General features: G+C 62.3%; 15 protein-coding genes. 12 read left to right on the top strand and 3 right to left on the bottom strand.

What is annotated here, in order from left to right:
* Positions 1–18: 18 nt before the first annotated feature.
* On the top strand, positions 19–2,292 hold the full coding sequence (locus BM193_RS01425) for a xanthine dehydrogenase family protein molybdopterin-binding subunit (protein WP_175533119.1): 2,274 nt from the start codon (positions 19–21) through the stop codon (positions 2,290–2,292).
* Between the two features lie 3 nt (positions 2,293–2,295).
* Here BM193_RS01425 and BM193_RS01420 read toward each other — a convergent pair whose 3' ends face one another.
* Positions 2,296–2,727, bottom strand: coding sequence for a thioredoxin family protein (locus BM193_RS01420; RefSeq protein WP_092794746.1), 432 nt, complete (start codon positions 2,725–2,727; stop codon positions 2,296–2,298).
* 276 nt (positions 2,728–3,003) lie between these two features.
* Here BM193_RS01420 and BM193_RS01415 point away from each other — a divergent pair, with 276 nt between their 5' ends.
* Positions 3,004–3,921 carry a 23S rRNA (adenine(2030)-N(6))-methyltransferase RlmJ gene (locus BM193_RS01415; protein ID WP_092794743.1) on the top strand — a complete coding sequence of 306 codons (918 nt, stop codon included), beginning with the start codon at positions 3,004–3,006 and terminating at the stop codon, positions 3,919–3,921.
* A gap of 193 nt (positions 3,922–4,114) precedes the next feature.
* On the opposite strand, the gene BM193_RS01410 is transcribed toward BM193_RS01415, so the two are convergent.
* Both BM193_RS01410 and BM193_RS01405 read right to left on the bottom strand, forming a co-directional pair.
* The gene (locus BM193_RS01410; protein WP_092794740.1) at positions 4,115–4,864 is read right to left on the bottom strand and encodes an SAM-dependent methyltransferase; all 750 of its coding nucleotides are present in this window, start codon (positions 4,862–4,864) and stop codon (positions 4,115–4,117) included.
* 91 nt (positions 4,865–4,955) lie between these two features.
* Positions 4,956–5,564, bottom strand: coding sequence for a Maf-like protein (locus BM193_RS01405; protein ID WP_092794737.1), 609 nt, complete (start codon positions 5,562–5,564; stop codon positions 4,956–4,958).
* A 223-nt stretch (positions 5,565–5,787) separates the two neighbouring features.
* Between BM193_RS01405 and BM193_RS01400 the strand changes: the two genes are divergently transcribed.
* From BM193_RS01400 to rpoE, 10 genes are all read left to right on the top strand, one after another.
* A complete protein-coding gene (locus BM193_RS01400; protein WP_092794734.1) occupies positions 5,788–6,285 on the top strand; it encodes a YceD family protein in 498 nt (165 codons plus the stop codon).
* Positions 6,286–6,604: 319 nt separating this feature from the next.
* Positions 6,605–6,787: a 50S ribosomal protein L32 gene (gene rpmF, locus BM193_RS01395; protein ID WP_010399517.1), complete on the top strand. Its 183-nt coding sequence runs from the start codon at positions 6,605–6,607 to the stop codon at positions 6,785–6,787.
* 207 nt (positions 6,788–6,994) lie between these two features.
* Positions 6,995–8,062: a phosphate acyltransferase PlsX gene (plsX, locus tag BM193_RS01390; RefSeq protein WP_092794731.1), complete on the top strand. Its 1,068-nt coding sequence runs from the start codon at positions 6,995–6,997 to the stop codon at positions 8,060–8,062.
* Between the two features lie 15 nt (positions 8,063–8,077).
* The gene (locus tag BM193_RS01385) at positions 8,078–9,076 is read left to right on the top strand and encodes a beta-ketoacyl-ACP synthase III (protein WP_092832194.1); all 999 of its coding nucleotides are present in this window, start codon (positions 8,078–8,080) and stop codon (positions 9,074–9,076) included.
* A gap of 32 nt (positions 9,077–9,108) precedes the next feature.
* Positions 9,109–10,050 carry an ACP S-malonyltransferase gene (gene fabD / locus BM193_RS01380; RefSeq protein ID WP_092794724.1) on the top strand — a complete coding sequence of 314 codons (942 nt, stop codon included), beginning with the start codon at positions 9,109–9,111 and terminating at the stop codon, positions 10,048–10,050.
* Positions 10,051–10,103: 53 nt separating this feature from the next.
* Positions 10,104–10,847 (top strand): 3-oxoacyl-ACP reductase FabG, encoded by a 744-nt coding sequence (gene fabG / locus BM193_RS01375; RefSeq protein WP_092794721.1) that lies wholly within the window; start codon positions 10,104–10,106, stop codon positions 10,845–10,847.
* Positions 10,848–11,025: 178 nt separating this feature from the next.
* Positions 11,026–11,265 (top strand): acyl carrier protein, encoded by a 240-nt coding sequence (gene acpP / locus BM193_RS01370; RefSeq protein ID WP_008449912.1) that lies wholly within the window; start codon positions 11,026–11,028, stop codon positions 11,263–11,265.
* 29 nt (positions 11,266–11,294) lie between these two features.
* Positions 11,295–12,545 (top strand): beta-ketoacyl-ACP synthase II, encoded by a 1,251-nt coding sequence (gene fabF, locus BM193_RS01365; RefSeq protein ID WP_071322906.1) that lies wholly within the window; start codon positions 11,295–11,297, stop codon positions 12,543–12,545.
* A 120-nt stretch (positions 12,546–12,665) separates the two neighbouring features.
* Positions 12,666–13,232 (top strand): hypothetical protein, encoded by a 567-nt coding sequence (locus BM193_RS01360; RefSeq protein WP_139175987.1) that lies wholly within the window; start codon positions 12,666–12,668, stop codon positions 13,230–13,232.
* A 66-nt stretch (positions 13,233–13,298) separates the two neighbouring features.
* Positions 13,299–13,922: an RNA polymerase sigma factor RpoE gene (rpoE, locus tag BM193_RS01355; protein WP_171985072.1), complete on the top strand. Its 624-nt coding sequence runs from the start codon at positions 13,299–13,301 to the stop codon at positions 13,920–13,922.
* The last annotated feature ends 29 nt before the right edge of the window (positions 13,923–13,951 follow it).

Raw genomic sequence — 13,951 nt, 5'->3', positions numbered from 1 at the left:
TTGACTAAGGGAGTTCCCATGGCCGTAGAAAAAACCACATCGCGCCGCCGTTTCCTGCTCGGCGGCCTGGGTCTGGGCGTGGCCGGCGTGGGCGCCCTGGTGCTGGGCTGGGGCGTGCTGCCGCCGCGCCAGCGCCTGCACGGCAGCGCGCCGCTGCCACTGGCCGATGGCGCCGTGGCCCTGAACGGCTGGCTGGCCATCCGGGCCGACGGCACGGTGCTGCTGGCCATGCCGCGCAGCGAAATGGGGCAGGGCGTGCAGACGGCCCTGCCGATGCTGGTGGCCGAGGAGCTCGACGTGCCGCTGGCCAGCGTCCGGCTGATCCAGGCGCCGATGGACAAGATCTTCGGCAATGTCGCCATGCTCAAGGACAGCCTGCCTTTCCACCCCGATGACCAGGGCCGCTTAAAAGCGCTGGCGCAATGGACGGTGGCCAAGGCGGCGCGCGAACTGGGCGTGGTCGTCACGGGCGGCTCGTCGAGCGTGAAGGATGGCTGGGGCCCCATGCGCGAGGCGGGAGCGTCCGCGCGCGCCATGCTGCTGCAAGCGGCCGCCGCGCAGTGGCAGGTGCCGGCCGCGCAATGCCGCACGGAAAACGGCGCCGTGCTCCACCCGGACGGCCGGCGCGCCAGCTACGCCAGCCTGGCGCGGCGCGCCGCCGGCATCGATCCGGGCACGCCCGTGCTCAAATCCCCCAAGGACTTCAAACTGATCGGCCAGCCCGCGCCGCGCCGCGACACGCCGGCCAAAGTCAATGGCAGCGCGCGTTTCGGCATCGATGCGCGCCCGCCCGGCATGCTGTACGCGGCCCTGCACCTGCCGCCGCGCCTCGGCGATACGCTGGCCTCGTTCGAGGCGGCGCCCGTGCTGGCCATGCCCGGCGTGAAAAAGGTGGCGGACCTGACGCCGGCGCTGGGCCGGCGCGGTGTTTCCTGTGTGGCCGTCGTGGCCGACACGTACTGGCGCGCGAAACAGGCGGCCGCCGCCCTGCCGACGCAATGGCGGGCCGGCCCGCAAGCGGGCTTGTCCAGCGCCGACGTCTATGCGGAGTTTGCCCGCCTGCTCGATGGCGAAGCGGGTCATGTGTATTACCGCCGCGGCGAGGTGGAAGGCAAGGCGGTGCAGGGCTTGCGCCAGGTCAGCGCCGAGTACCGCGCGCCCTTCCTCGCGCACGCCGCCATGGAACCCGTCAACTGCACCGCGCAGGTGAAAAACGGCAAGGTGAGGCTGTGGGTGTCGACGCAGGCGCCCGGCATCGCCGTCGACGTGGCGGCAAAGGTGGCCGGCGTCGATGCGCAGGACGTGGCGATCGAGGTGCTGCTGCTCGGTGGCGGTTTTGGCCGCCGCCTGGAAGTGGACATGGTCGCGCAAGCCGTGGCCATCGCGCTGCAGTGCGACGGCGCGCCGGTGCAGCTGGTGTGGACGCGCGAGCAGGACACGCAGCACGATATGTACCGTCCCGCCGCGCTGGCGCGCTTTACGGCCCGCCTCGATGAGCACGGCCGCATCGCTTCCTGGGACAATCAATCCGTCAGCGGCTCCATCACGCACCAGTTTTTACAGCGCAATTTCGGCTTGCCCGGCGCGGGGCCGGACAAGACCACGGCCGAAGGCGAATTCGACATGCCGTATGAAATCGCCAACCAGCGCATCGCCCACGTGATCGCCGACAGCGTTGTTCCCATCGGCTACTGGCGCTCCGTGGGGCATTCGCACAACGCGTTTTTCAAGGAGGGCTTCATCGACGAACTGGCCCACGCGGCGGGGCAGGACGGCGTGGCCTTCCGCCGCGCCATGCTGGTCAACCATCCGCGCCACCTGGCCGTGCTCGATGCGGCGGTGGCGAAGGCGGGCACTGCGCCGCCGGGCCATGCGCACGGCGTGGCCCTGCACCAGTCGTTTGGCAGCATCGTTGCGCAAGTGGCGCAGGTGTCGGTGGAAAACGGCGAGATCCGCGTGCAGCGCGTGGTGTGCGCCATCGATTGCGGCATCGCTGTCAATCCGAACATCATCGCCCAGCAGATGGAGTCGGCCGTGCTGTTCGGCCTGTCGGCGGCGCTGGGCGGCGAGATCACCTTCAAGGAGGGCAAAGTCGAGCAGAGCAACTTCCACGACTATCCCGTGCTGCGCATGGGGCAAACGCCCGAAGTGGACACCATCATCATCGCCAGCGCCGCACATCCGGAAGGCGTGGGCGAACCTGGCACGCCGCCGATCGCGCCGGCCGTGGCCAGCGCCGTGTTCAAGCTGACGGGGAAACGGCTGCGCAGCCTGCCGCTGCGCCTGGCCTGAGAATTACTGCGCCAGCGTGGCAGCGAGCATATTGCGCAGGTTGCAGTCGCGCTGCCAGTCGCGGCGTTCCTGCGTGCTGGTCGACAGCCGCGCCAGCTCCTCGGCGCCGAGCGCCTGCTGCGCCTGCACCATGCGGTGCGCCAGGCCGCCATCGGGCAGCACGGTGCCGAAGAAGGCGACGTTGTCCTCGTGCTGGATCAGCAGGGTGGGGAAGTTTTCGATGTCGAGCTCGCCCACCACGTCGGCCTGGTCTTCGATGTCGATCCAGACGAAGACGGTGTCCGGGTGGCGCGCGGCCAGTTCCTCGAACGTGGCGCGGTAGGTGCCGCAAGTGCCGCACCACAGCGCGCACAGGCAGGCCACGGTCCAGCGCGGGCCGGCCAGGGCTGCCGCGACGTCGGCGCGGTTATCGGTCGTGAGGGTCAGGCTGTGCATGTCGTATACATTAGTAGGGCTGGTGGGCGCCAGGCGCCCGATGCGCGTATTCTACCGCGCCCGGCCGCCCGAGTCCCGAGAATGCATGAGCTCGTTTATCCGTGTTTTTTGATGTAATACACCTTTCTGGTGGATAATGCTGGTAATTGCGCGCTGATTACGCTGGTCCATGCTGTTTCCTGGCCCCGCAGCCTGACTTCTCCCGTCTGTTTTCAAGCCCTGCCCGGTGTCAGCGCTCCCGCCTTTGTTTATTTTTATTATGGAATTAGCCAGCTTATGTTGAGTTACCGCCACGCTTTTCACGCGGGTAATCACGCCGATGTGTTGAAGCATTATGTGCAGATTCAGTTGTTGCAGTACCTGAATCAAAAAGATACCGCCTATAGTTATATCGATACCCATTCCGGCGCGGGCGTGTATGCGCTCGACGGCGGTTATGCCTCGAAAAATGCCGAGTACGAAACGGGCATCGCGCCCCTGTGGGACCGCACGGACTTGCCGGCCTCGCTGGCCGAGTACATGAAGCTGATCAAGGAAATGAATCCGAGCGGCAAGATGCGCTACTACCCCGGTTCGCCGTACTGCGCCGACAAGGTGAGCCGCGAGCAAGACCGTTTGCGCCTGTTCGAGCTGCATCCGGCCGACGCGAAAATCCTGGCCGACAACTTCCGCAAGGTCGAGGCGCATGCGCTGGCCCAGGGCGAGCGTCCGACCGTGCGCGGCAAGCGCGTCATCATCACCAAGGCGGACGGCTTCCAGAGCCTGAAAGCCCTGCTGCCGCCGCCATCGCGCCGCGCGCTGGTGCTGATCGACCCGCCGTACGAAGACAAGATGGATTACCGCAAGGTCAAGGACACCCTGGCCGACGCCCTCGTGCGCTTCCCGTCGGGCATGTACGCCGTCTGGTATCCGGTGCTGCAGCGCATGGAATCGCGCCAGTTCGCCGACAAGCTGAAGCAACTGCCCAGCTCGGACTGGCTGCACGTGACGTTGACGGTGAATACCCCGTCGCCGGACGGCTTCGGTTTGCACAGCAGCGGCATGTTCATTTTGAACCCGCCGTACACGCTGGAGCCGATGCTGCGCGAAGTCACGCCCTACCTGGTGAAGGTGCTGGGCCGCGACGATGGCGCGAAGTTTGTATTGGAAACCGGCAAGGGCGGACAGAAGAATACCGGAACACGGCGAGTCTGACGACACCTGACCAAACCTGCTGCGCGTCGGTATAGGCGGCCTGCGATGCTCACCGGCTCGGCGCCCCCGTACTGAGTACGGTTGCGCTTCTTAGCCACCTCTCCCTTCCGCTCGCTACGGTTTTGTCAGGTGTCGTAATTATCGTAGTTGAGCAAAGTAAACGCCACGGCAGTATGTTCGTGGCGTTTGTCGTTTACTGTCCCAACAGCAAGAACACGGTCGGTTTCTTGTGGAAGTCCGGCGCCTTGCCGGCGGCCAATTGTTTCTTCCACTGCCCGCCATTCCACGTCTGCACGCTTTCCGTGTCCAGGCTCAGGTCGGTGGCCACGCAGATCAGGGTCGATGGCGCGCATTGCGCCACCAGCGCTTCGAGCATGGCGGCGTTGCGGTAGGGCGTTTCGATGAACAGCTGGGTTTGCTTTTCATTGCGCGAACGGCTTTCCAGTTCCTTGAGGCGCTTGGCGCGCAGGGCCGCGTCCGTGGGCAGGTAGCCGTTGAAGGCGAAGCTCTGGCCGTTCAAGCCGCTGGCCATGACGGCCAGCAGGATCGACGACGGCCCCACCAGCGGGCGCACTTTAATGCCGTGCTGGTGCGCCAGGCGCACGAGGTCGGCGCCGGGGTCGGCCACGGCGGGCACGCCCGCTTCCGACACCAGGCCCGCGTCGCGTCCCGCCAGCAGCGGTGCCAGCAAGCCGGCCAGCGCCTGCGCCGGGGTATTCACATTGAGTTCGGAAATGGTGATTTCCTGCAGCGGCCTGGCCAGCGGATGCTGGTTGCCGATCAATTTCAGGAAGGCGCGCGCCGTCTTGGCGTTTTCCGCGACGAAATAATCGAGCTGCGACGTCAGGTGGCGCACCTGTTCGGGAATGATGCGGGCCAGCGGGTCGATGGCGCCGTCGGACAGGCCGAGGTGGTTGGGGATCAGGTACAGGGTGCCGGTCATGGGTTTTAGTCAGTCATGTTAGTACCCCAACGTCAAACTGCCGGGGTCAGCCCCTTCGGGTCTGACCCCAGATGTTGCCGTCAGGGGTATGTTAAATTTTAAAAAACGCCACGCCCGCCTTGCGCAGCATGCCGGTGAGGGCAATCAGCGGCAAGCCCGTGAGGGCGGTGGGGTCGGTGGTGGCGATGCATTCGAGCAGGGCGATGCCCAGGCCTTCGTTCTTGGCGCTGCCGGCGCAGTCGTACGGCTGCTCGATGCGCAGGTAGGCGTCCAGTTCGGCATCGGGCAAGTCGCGCACGGTGACGCGGGTTTGCACGTCTTCCACCTGCGCCACGGCGGGCGTCTGGCGCCCATCGAGCAGGCACAGGGTCGTGTGGAACACGGTCTGGCGGCCGCGCATGGTCTGCAGCTGGCGCAGCGCGTTCTCATGGGTGCCCGGCTTGCCGATCTGCGCGCCGTCCAGCGTGGCGACCTGGTCGGAGCCGATGACAAGGCTGCCAGGGAAGCGGTCGAGTACGGCTTGCGCCTTCGCTTGCGCCAGGCGCAGGGCCGTGGCGCTGGGGCTTTCGCCGGGCAGGGGGCTTTCGTCGAGGTTGGGCACGGCCACCTCGAAAGGCAGGCGCAGGCGTTGCAGCAGTTCCTTGCGATAGCTGGAGCTTGATGCAAGAATCAAGCGCAATGGGGCGGAAGTTGGTATCATTCGGTAGTGGATGGCGGCCGGCATGGCCGCGTTGGTCGATATCGGCGGAATGTCACGTGGTTCCAGGGCACCGGGCCTGTGCCATGAGGCTCCATGCGGCATGGCGATGTTGATGAATGTGTCACGAATAGGGCAATAATGGCGTCAAAAAAGATGCTTAGCCTTTGACTCGGTGCTAAAAACCCTGTTATTATCGCAGGTTTTCCGGGGAAATTTTCTACCAATGAATGCTTTTGTGATCGACGCCTTTGATTTTTGTCGTATCAGCGGGAGCCGCGAGGGTGTAACTCCTGTCGCTGAAATGACCCGGTTGACCAAGGATTGTGCAGATGCTTCCGGCGACATCGCCTGGAAGGTCGTCGGCGGCACCAGCAAGCTGGGCTACCCACAACTGACCTTGTCGGTCAACGGCACCGTTCAGCTGGTTTGCCAGCGCTGCCTGACTCCGTATGCTTACGCGATTGATTCTTCGACTGTTTTGATGCTGGGCAAGGATGACGAGCATGCGGACGAGATCGAAGAAATCATCAACGATGAAACGATCGACGTGATCGTCGGCAGCCGCAGCATGGATGCCGCGGCCCTGATCGAAGATGAAGCCTTGCTGGCCCTGCCGCAGGTACCCAAACACGACGTCTGCCCCGATACGGCGCAGCTCGATGCTCTCAAGACTGAAAAGAAGTCGCCGTTCGCGGCACTGAAAGACTTGAAGCCAGAATAAGTTAAGTAGTGGTAGTTTGTAGGGGGTCTCAAAAACCGTAGCGAGCGGCCCGATATCGTCTTGAGTAGCGCAAGCGTACGAAAGTACGGAGCGCCGCCGGGGCGATAGCGGGACGCGCAGCAGGTTGTTGATGCTTCCAGTAAAGAACGTGTCAAACGCGTGTAGTAATCGAGTATGGCAAGTGTAGTGAAATGTAATTGTAATAAACGATGTCGGTCCGGGCTATTTTCGGGTAGTCTTTGCCGCTGGGATACTCGATTCGCATGTATTTGCTAATCGAATGTGCTAAAATTTTAGAACTTATGTATTAGGAGTCATCATGGCAGTTCAACAGAACAAGAAAACCCCTTCCAAGCGCGGCATGCACCGTTCGCACGACTTCCTGGTCGCGCCGCAATTGAGCGTCGAGCCAGTTACCGGCGAAACCCACCTGCGTCACCATATCAGCCCTAACGGCTTCTATCGTGGCCGTAAAGTGCTGAAGACCAAAAACGACGAGTAATCGACGTTTTTGTTGGGTAAGATGAAAGCGGTGTTACGTGGTTATTCGGCGTGGCGCCGCTTCTTCTTTTTTATCGGCTGCAATTCATCTTGCACACCGTCATTTTGAATCAAGCTTGCCAGAGCTGTGGTGACCTATGCCGCCTTGGTATGCTCCAGTCCGATTCACATCTTGCCGCAAGCCCGCAGCGGTACTGAATCAAACCAAATGACAATCAAAATTTCTATCGACTGCATGGGCGGAGATCATGGTCCCTCAGTCACTATCCCCGCAGCAATTTCCTTCGTAAAACATGAGCCTGAAGCCGAACTGATCCTTGTTGGATTGGAAGACGTGATCCGTGCCGAACTGAAAAAACATAAAGCCGACACGCATCCGCGCCTGTCGGTACTGCATGCCTCCGAACAAGTTACCATGGACGACCCCCTGGAAGTGGCCCTGCGCCGCAAGAAGGATTCGTCCATGCGCGTGGCCATCGAACAGGTCAAGAGCGGCGTGGCGCAAGCCTCCGTCTCCGCCGGTAATACGGCAGCCCTGATGGCCGTGTCGCGCTATGTATTGAAAACCATGTCCGGCGTCGACCGCCCGGCCATCTGCAGCATCTTGCCGAATCAAAAGAACGGCCCGACCTACATGCTGGACCTGGGTGCCAACGTCGATTGCGAACCGCACCACCTGCACCAGTTCGCCATCATGGGTTCCGTGCTCGTGTCCGCCATGGAAGGCATCGAACGTCCCACGATCGGCTTGCTGAACGTGGGCACGGAAGACATCAAGGGCAATGAAGTGGTGAAGCTCACCTCGAAGCTGCTGCAGGCCGATCACGAGCGCGGCGCGCTGAGCTTCTACGGCAACGTGGAAGGCAACGATATCTTCAAGGGCACCACCGATATCGTCGTGTGCGACGGCTTTGTCGGCAATGTGACCCTGAAGGCCATCGAGGGCCTGGCGCGCTTCATGAAAGACGTGCTCACTTCCGAATTCAAGCGCAATCCGATTACCATGCTGGGCGCGCTGATCGCCCGCGGGGCCCTGAAAGCCATCGGCAACCGCTTGAATCCTTCGCGTTATAACGGCGCCAGCCTGCTGGGCTTGCGTGGTCTCGTCTTCAAGAGCCATGGCAGCGCCGATGCCTATTCCTTCGAATGGGCCTTGCGCCGCGCCTTTGATGCGGCAAAAAACGACGTGCAAGCGCACCTGGCCAGCCTGATCGCCGAGCTGATGCCGCGCACGCCAGTACCGGACGAACCTACATCAACAAGCTCTACCATTTAGTGGACGGGTAATTGCATGACTGTTTTTAGCAAAATCTACAGCAAAATTATCGGTACCGGCAGTTACTTGCCGGAGAAGCGCGTCACCAACCAGGATTTGACAGAACAGCTCGCCGCCAAGGGCATCGAGACGTCGGATGAATGGATCGTCTCGCGCAGCGGCATCTCGGCGCGCCATTACGCGGCGCCGTCGCAAAATTCCTCGGACCTGGGCGTGGAAGCGGCCAAGAAGGCCCTGGAAATGGCCGGCCTGAACGGCAACGACCTGGACCTGATCATCGTCGCTAGCTCGACCCCCGATTTCTTCGGCAGCTTTCCCAGCACCGCCTGCATCGTGCAAAACAAGCTGGGCATCACGAATAACTGCGCCGCCGTCGACGTGCAAGCCGTCTGCAGCGGCTTCGTGTATGCGGTGGCCACGGCCGACAGCTTCATCCAGTCGGGCATGCATAAAAACGTGCTGGTGATCGGCGCCGAGGTGTTTTCGCGCATCCTCAATTTCGACGACCGCGGCACCTGCGTGCTGTTCGGCGACGGCGCCGGCGCCATCGTCATGACGGCGTCGAAAGATCCCGGCATCCTGGCCACCAAGCTGCACGCGGACGGCCGCCACTCGGACATCCTCAGCGTGCCGGGCAGCCTGGCCGGCGGCGCGCTGGCTGGCAGCGCCTTCCTGTACATGGATGGCCCGGCCGTGTTCAAGCTGGCCGTGTCCGTGCTGGAAAAAGTGGCGCACGAAGCGCTGGCGCACGCCAACATGACCTCGGACCAGATCGACTGGCTGATCCCGCACCAGGCGAACATCCGCATCATGAACAGCACGGCCAAGAAACTCGGCTTGCCGCTGGAGAAGATGGTCGTCACGGTGGACCAGCATGGCAACACCTCGGCCGCCTCGATCCCGCTGGCGCTCGACATCGCCGTGCGCGATGGCCGGGTCAAGAAGGGCGACAACGTCATGATGGAAGGCGTGGGCGGCGGCTTTACCTGGGGCGCCGTGCTGGCGCGCATGTAATCCCGCAATACTATTAAAAAAACGGAGTCACCATGACACAATTTGCATTTGTTTTCCCAGGCCAAGGCTCGCAAGCGATTGCGATGCTCGACGGCTTCGCCGGCAACCCGGTGGTGGCCCAGACCGTGGCCGAAGCGTCGGACGCCCTGCAATTCGACCTGGGCAAGCTGATCGCCGCAGGCCCGAAGGAAGAGCTGGACCTGACCACGAATACCCAGCCCGTGATGCTGACGGCGGCCGTGGCGTTCTACCGCGCCTGGCTGGCGGCGGGCGGCCCTGTGCCGAGCGTCGTTGCCGGCCACAGCCTGGGTGAATACTCGGCGCTGGTGGCCGCCGGCGTCATCGACTTCAAGGATGCCGTGCCGCTGGTGCGTTTCCGCGCGCAAGCGATGCAGGAAGCCGTGCCCGTCGGGCAGGGCACGATGGCTGTCGTGCTGGGCCTGTCGGATGACGACGTGCGCGCCGCGTGCGCCGACGCGGCGGCGGAAAACCCGGCCCTGGTGGTCGAGCCCGTCAACTTCAATGCGCCTGCGCAAGTGGTTATCGCCGGCCACACGGCCGCGGTCGAGCGCGCCTGCGAACTGGCCAAGGCCAAGGGCGCCAAGCGCGCCATGAAATTGCCCGTTTCCGCGCCATTCCACTCGTCGCTGCTCAAGCCCGCGTCGGACCGCCTGCGCGACTACATGGCCGGCCTGAATTTCTCGGCACCGCAGATCGCCCTGATCAACAACGTCGACGTGGCCATCGTCAACGATGTGGCCGGCATCAAGGATGCGCTGGTGCGCCAGGCGGCCAGCCCCGTGCGCTGGGTGGAAACCATGCAGAAAGTGGCCGCCGACGGCATCACGCAAGTGATCGAATGCGGCCCGGGCAAGGTCCTGATGGGCCTGGCCAAGCGCATCGATCCGGTGCTGGTGGGCGACGCCATCGTCGACCAGGCATCGCTGGAACGCATTTTGACGCAGCTCAAGTAAACAGCAAGCGGCAGGGCAGCGCTGCCTGCCGCCAGCCATCTTTAAGGATACTCATGAATTTAGCAAATCAAGTCGTGCTGGTGACGGGCGCCTCGCGCGGCATCGGCCGCGCCATCGCCACCGAACTGGGCAAGCAGGGTGCCACCGTGGTCGGCACCGCCACCTCGGAAAGCGGCGCGCAAGCCATCAGCGATTACCTGGCCGCCGAAGGCGTGACGGGCAAGGGCGTGGTATTGAACGTGACCGATGCGGCGCGCTGCGCGCAAGTCGTCGACGAAGTGCAGAAAACCTATGGCAGCCTGTCGATCCTGGTCAACAATGCGGGCATCACGCAAGACCAGCTGGCCATGCGCATGAAGGATGAAGAGTGGGATAGCGTCATCTCGACGAACCTGTCGGCCGTCGGGCGCCTGTCGCGCGCCGTACTGCGCGGCATGATGAAAGCCAAAACTGGGCGTATCATTAATATCACGTCGGTGGTTGCCTCATCGGGCAATCCGGGGCAGATGAATTACGCGGCGGCCAAGGCCGGCGTGGAAGGCATGAGCCGCGCGCTGGCGCGTGAAATCGGCAGCCGCAACATTACCGTGAACTGCATCGCGCCAGGCTTCATCGATACCGACATGACCAAGGCGCTCAGCGAAGAGCAGCACGCGGCGCTGTTGACGCAAATTCCCCTGTCGCGTCTGGGCAAGCCGGAAGATGTGGCGGCCGCCGTGGCCTTTTTGGCCTCGCCGCAAGCGGCCTATATCACGGGCACGACCCTGCACGTGAATGGCGGAATGTACATGAATTGATGTGAGAGGTAGACGGGGCGGCCGTTTGTGGCATGATTCACAGGCCGTTTTTGTCTATAATCGCATCTTTTAGCAGCAGCTTCGGCCGAATTAGCAGCAGACGCCGAAATTAGTATTCGGACGCGCAAACCTGATAAAATGCGCGCACTTTCCGTAACACACACTTTGGAGCCATAACATGTCGGATATCGAACAACGCGTTAAGAAAATCGTCGCTGAGCAACTGGGCGTTGCAGAAGCAGACATCAAAATCGAATCCTCCTTCGTCGACGACCTGGGCGCCGATTCCCTGGACACCGTGGAACTGGTCATGGCCCTGGAAGACGAATTCGAAATGGAAATCCCTGACGAGCAAGCTGAAAAAATCACCACCGTGCAACAGGCGATCGACTACGCCACCGCACACGTCAAGGCCTAAGCCTGTTTGACCGACTTCAGGAGAATCGCTTGAGCCGTTCTAAAAACCGTCGTGTTGTTGTCACCGGCCTGGGCTGCGTTTCACCTGTCGGCAATACTATTGCCGAGGCGTGGGGCGCAATCATTGAAGGTAAATCCGGCATTGCCACGATTACCAAGTTTGATGCACAGCCATTCACCACGCATTTTGCCGGTGAAGTCAAAGGTTTCAATATCGAAGATTACATCTCCGGTAAGGAAGCCCGCCACATGGATACCTTTATCCATTACGGCATGGCTGCGGGCATCCAGGCGATCCAGGACTCCGGTCTGGAAGTCACCGAAGAGAACGCCGAGCGTATCGGCGTCATCATCGGTTCCGGTATCGGTGGCTTGCCGCTGATCGAGGAAACCAAGTCCGAGTACGAAAAGCGCGGTCCGCGCCGTATCTCGCCATTTTTCGTGCCTGCCTCGATCATTAACATGATCTCTGGCAACCTTTCGATCAAATATGGTCTGAAGGGCCCGAACCTGGCCATCGTTACGGCGTGTACCACCGGTTTGCACAGCATCGGTGCCGCAGCGCGCATGATCGAATACGGCGATGCCGACGTCATGATCGCCGGTGGTGCTGAATCGACCGTGTCGCCGCTGGGCCTGGGCGGTTTCGCCTCGGCACGCGCCTTGTCGACCCGCAACGACGATCCGGCAACGGCATCGCGTCCGTGGGATACCGACCGCGACGGCTTCGTGCTGGGCGAGGGCGCTGGCGTCATGGTGCTGGAAGAGTACGAGCACGCGGTGGCCCGTGGTGCCAAGATCTATGCCGAAGTGCATGGTTTCGGGATGAGCGCAGATGCTTATCACATGACCTCGCCGCTGGAAGATGGTAGCGGCGGCAGCAAATCGGTGATCGCGGCCCTCAACAACGCAGGCTTGAACCCGGATCAGATTCAGTACCTGAACGCGCACGGCACGTCGACCCCGCAAGGCGACGTGGCGGAAGTGATGGGCATCAAACGCACCTTCGGCGAGCATGCCAAGAATCTGGTTGTCAACTCGACCAAGTCGATGACAGGCCATTTGCTGGGCGGCGCGGGCGGTCTGGAAGCGGTGTTTACGGTCCTGGCAGTACACCATCAGGTGTCGCCACCGACCATCAACATCTTCAACCAGGATCCGGCTTGCGATCTCGATTTCTGTGCCAATACGGCGCGTGAAATGAAGATCGATTATGCAGTGAAGAATTCGTTCGGCTTCGGCGGAACGAATGGCACGCTGATTTTCGGTAAAGCGAAATAAGCAGGAACTTTCAAGCGCTCGCTGCGGTCAAACCGTAGTGAGCGCTGATTCGGCGCCAACGTTCGTTGGTGCCTGAATTTGCCCGGCATGTTGCCGGCGCGCCTTTTTTCCCCATGTTGTATGTCAATCGCTGTCTCGGTGGTCATTCGCACGCCTGTCTGTTTGCGCTGTTTGCAAGCGGCGCTGGGCCTGTGTGCCGTGCTGGCCGCCTGGCCCTTGTGCGGGCTGTGGCGCAGTGCGCCTGCTCCCGGCCAGCTGGTCGGCGCTTATGCGCTGGGCTGTCCCGGTGCAGCGCTGAGTGCGGCTGGCGGCGTGCTGTTGCTGCTTTTGCTGCGCTCGCGCAGAAAGCCGCAGGCGCTTGATATTTCGCCTGTTGGCCAGTTGCGGCTGGCGGTATATCTGGAGCGTGGCGCGGTGCCCGACGACCTTGCCGCCGCCGTTGCGGGGCAGGCCGGGCGGGCGCCGCCGGCGCCGCCAGCGCCGCCGGCGCCGCCAGCGCCGCCAGTGCCGCCCGACTTGCGCTTGCTGCCAGGCTCCACTTTGTGGCCATCGCTGCTGGTGCTGTGCCTGGCGAACGGTGATGGACGGCGGGTGGCCGTGCTGGCGCAGCGGGGGCGTGGCTGTGCCGGCTTCCGTCCGCTGGCCGTGGCGTGCCGGGCCATCGCGGCGCGGGGAGAGGAAGAATAAAAGTGGGACGAACACTGAACTTCTTGCAGCGGGCCAACTCTATATCCATACAGGCGCCCACGCTGCATGACTACAGGGACATCGGGCGTGAGGACAGAGCGCGAGTATGACCAGTTGCTGGTCGAGCGGGTGCAGGCGGGCGACAAGCGGGCATTTGACGTCCTGGTATCGAAATACCAGCGTCGCTTGATGCGCCTGGTGTCGCGCCTGGTGCATGACCCGGCGGAGGCCGAGGATGTGGTGCAAGAAACCTTTATCAAGGCGTACCGGGCATTGCGCCATTTTCGCGGCGAGGCCGCCTTCTATACCTGGTTGTACCGCATCGGCATCAATACGGCCAAGAATTATCTCGTCACCCAGGGGCGGCGTGCCGCCACGTCCAGCGATGCCGATGCCGAACAGGCGGAGTCCTTCGACGATGGCAACAAGTTGCGCGACAACAATACGCCCGAATCGGTGTTGGCCAGCAAGCAGATTGCGGCGACCGTCAATGCGGCCATGGATGTGCTGCCCATCGAGTTGCGGACGGCCATCGTGCTGCGCGAGATCGAGGGCCTGAGCTACGAAGAAATATCGGAGATCATGGCATGTCCCATCGGCACCGTGCGCAGCCGCATTTTTCGCGCGCGCGAAGTGATCGCGGAGAAATTGAAGCCCTTGCTGGACATGCCGATTGACAAGCGCTGGTAATCTGATGAGTATGGGGTTTGGCATGGCTG

Origin of the sequence: Janthinobacterium sp. 344 (genome assembly GCF_900112025.1) — a bacterium.
In the GTDB taxonomy this organism is placed as follows: Bacteria; Pseudomonadota; Gammaproteobacteria; order Burkholderiales; family Burkholderiaceae_D; genus Janthinobacterium.
This window is presented reverse-complemented; position numbering and strand designations above follow the sequence as displayed.